The organism is Fretibacterium fastidiosum, from assembly GCF_000210715.1.
In the GTDB taxonomy this organism is placed as follows: Bacteria; Synergistota; Synergistia; order Synergistales; family Aminobacteriaceae; genus Fretibacterium; species Fretibacterium fastidiosum.
Window position 1 is genome coordinate 1,345,724 of the sequence record NC_021038.1, and the last position, 2,996, is coordinate 1,348,719.

Consider the following 2,996-nt stretch of genomic DNA (forward strand, 5'->3'; position numbering starts at 1 on the left):
GTCGCCGAAGGCGACGGAGGGGTTATCCCCTCCGCCGCAGCACGACGGGAACGGCCGCAGCGAGCAACAGCAGCCAGCCAAGGCCAGCGTTACACCCGCCACCGCCGCCGTCCTTGCTGTCAGGGCCCGGCTGATGTTCCGGGGCCGAACCGCCCGTCAGCGACAGCAACGCCAGCGGGTCCACCACCTTGCCGTTCGCCTCGCCGTCCAGGTCGTACTTCCCTCCGTCCCCGATGAACACGGTCAAAACGTACCGGCTGCGGGGCTGTAATTCATCGACAACCCGGCCGCTCCCGTCCAGCACCGTGAACCGCCCGTCGCCGAACTCCTCCGGTTTGCCCGACCATTTCAGCAGCGCTCCCGTGTCCGGCCCCGTCGCCTTCAGCAGTTTCACCTCGGACGCCTTCTTCGCCATCAGATCGGCCCCCGTTATCTCAAGACCAACCGCAGCGACGGTTGCCCCCTTCGGCAGAGAGGCCGACAACACCGGCAGCGTCCGAACCTTCTTGAGCGAAACGTCCTTCGGAAGCACCTCCCTGGCCACCTCGCGGGCCACCCGGCTCTGGAGCCTCACGACGCCCGTATCCGGGTCGAAGGTCAGGTCCTTCGCCTTCAGTCCACTGTCCGACAACGCTGCCGCAGCGTTCTTCAACGCCGCATTCTCGCTGCCGCCGTAGAACGCGGGCTTCGACGCCCCCACGCCCGCGGGCGCGCCGTCCGGCAGCTTCGGGGCAATTCCCGTTTCCGGATCGTCCGGTACGTCAGGAAGGGTGATATCCGGGCTCACCGGCGGTTTTACATCGGGACTCAGCGGCGGTTTGATGTCGGGACTCACGTCCGGGCTTACCGGCGCGGGAACGTCGGGGCTCACGTCGGGGCTCACCGGCGGCACTGGGACGTCAGGGCTCCCAGGAACCGGGGGAACGTAATTGACCGTGACGATCACGTCGTCCGACAGGCCGGACCCGTCCACCGCCTCGGCCACCACCCGATACTCCGCACCAGAGACGGGCCTCACCAGAGCAACCGCCGCGCCAAACCCGCCGTCGGCAGGTGTCAGCTCGATGTCGTCGGCCTCCGCGGAATTGCCTGCAACGACCTCAATTCTCCATTTGGGAGGATAGGACACCGTATTCTTATCTGGATCGATCAGGGTGCGGATATTCTCCTTATGGTTTTTATTCCTCAAGACAAGGGTTTTGGGCCTCAGAGAAAGCTTTTCCATCAGGACCCGATGCACGAAGACCAAGCAGGAGGGCTTGGATACGTTCTCCTCCACCAGAGGCCCGCACTGCGCCATCACCTCGGCTGCCCCCTCCTTCAGCCCCATCATGGAGGCCGTAGCCGTCTTTCCTTCGTCCAGTTTCAGCACCCCGACCTCTGACTCCCGAAGCGACCAGGCAAAGGTCACGTTCCCGATCTGGCTGCTAACCTCCGGATAGAGCTCGACGCTCAACTCGCCCCTTTTTCGCTCCGTCAGGCCGAGCTGGGTCGGAAGAAGCGCAACGGTAACGGGCAGGTCCGCGTCCGACGGCACCCTGTCGCAGCTCACCAATTCCACCTTTGGGGAGTTGGCCCCCAACGGGTTTTCGCCCTCCGACACCCAGAGGCAACGGACGATCTGATACTTATCTCCATACGTAGAGGCAGTCCCCGCCAATTCGCCGGCAAGCCCGCTGGTGCTGGAGACCGCACAGGCCGAGGAGCTGTTTTCAATCCTGACAAGTTTTTGAGCATGAGCGAGATGGCCCACAAGTCCCCCTGAGACTCCAAGCTTGTTGGCCACCTTGCCCCGGGCAAAGCAGCTGCGGATATTTTTGTCCCCCAGGCCTGCAATGCCCCCAGCGCTGCTGGGGGCATCCGTTTCTCCCCACGAGGTGTTGCCGACCCCAATGTCTCCGCTGAAGACGCACTGGACGACGTCACCTCCCTTTCCTCTCCCGACGATCCCACCGGCATAAACCACGTCGTCGCTGCCCACGTAGCGGATACTCCCCTCGGCCAGGCAGCCTTCAATGAGATCTCCGTTGACCCCGGCTATTCCGCCCAATATTGTTTGATAGTGGTGCGAATCCTCGTCGAGAGTGTTGATGAACTCCGAGTCCGCCCCCAGGACGACCTGCGCGCGGCAGTTCCGTATCTCGCCCCCCTGTCCAACAATCCCCCCCATGGTGGAGTCCCCATTAGCCATGCGGTCGATCGTTCCCTTGAAAGAACAATTTTCAATGGTTCCAACGCAATAACCCACCACCCCCCCGACAATTTGATGTGCCCTTTCCAAGTGGGGGGGGTCACCTACCAAGTTGTAGGAAGCATCGGCAATAATCAGACTCTCTACAGAGCAACCCCGAACCCTCCCTGACCACTCGACCTTCTCCACGAGCCCTCCGGTTACAGGAGAGCTGGTTAGGGTAGAGCCAGGGGGGGGGTGGGATCGGTTAGCACAGCGCCTTTAAAGAAACAGTCCTCCACCGTCCCCTTTGAAAGAACCTTCACCAGGCCGCTTCCGGAGGAATCGCCGACCTTACGGAGGCCACGCAGCAGGGCGCCCTCCCCGGAGATGTGGCTGAAGAGCGTCGTGCGCCCCTTGACGACGTGCCCTTTTCCATCGAAGACGCCGGAGAAAGTCCCGACGGGAGTCCACTCTGCCCCGTTCAGGTCCAGGTCCGACTTCAGGCTCACCGTCTTGCCCTCGAAGGCGTTGCCCCTCTGCGTCAGTTCCACCAGCCCGGCAAACTCCTCCGGCGTGGATATCTCGAATTCCGTCGCCTGAGGGTTGGCCGAGACGACGTCCTCGTACCAGCTTATGTCGGCGTTGTCCAGCCAGTTCGCCGCTTCTGCGGATGGCGCGGGAAGGGCAAGGAACGCCAAAAAGAATGCGGCGCAGAGGGCCCTTACTTTCATCGTTTTCATTACTTGTCACCTTCTTTACTTTTTGCCTCCCCTGAAAGGGGAGGTGGTCCGAAGGACCGGAGGGGTTCAGCCAGACGACACGA

Annotated in this window: 2 protein-coding genes and 1 pseudogene; all 3 read right to left on the reverse strand. The window is 62.3% G+C overall.

The window, feature by feature from the left end; all coding sequences use genetic code 11:
- Positions 1 to 22 precede the first annotated feature (22 nt).
- The gene (locus SY1_RS12380; protein WP_015556523.1) at positions 23 to 2,191 is read right to left on the reverse strand and encodes a Synerg-CTERM sorting domain-containing protein; all 2,169 of its coding nucleotides are present in this window, start codon (positions 2,189 to 2,191) and stop codon (positions 23 to 25) included.
- A gap of 9 nt (positions 2,192 to 2,200) precedes the next feature.
- Positions 2,201 to 2,380, reverse strand: a pseudogene (locus tag SY1_RS12795) (GLUG motif-containing protein); the annotation flags it as partial.
- Positions 2,381 to 2,406: 26 nt separating this feature from the next.
- Positions 2,407 to 2,913: a hypothetical protein gene (locus tag SY1_RS06215; RefSeq protein WP_015556524.1), complete on the reverse strand. Its 507-nt coding sequence runs from the start codon at positions 2,911 to 2,913 to the stop codon at positions 2,407 to 2,409.
- Positions 2,914 to 2,996 lie beyond the last annotated feature (83 nt).

What these genes read in the sequence shown, in the direction of transcription:
- SY1_RS12380 (WP_015556523.1), bottom strand. Translation starts at nt 2,191, where the DNA reads ATGGCTAATGGGGACTCCACCATGGGGGGGATTGTTGGACAGGGGGGC.
- SY1_RS06215 (WP_015556524.1), bottom strand. Translation starts at nt 2,913, where the DNA reads ATGAAAACGATGAAAGTAAGGGCCCTCTGCGCCGCATTCTTTTTGGCG.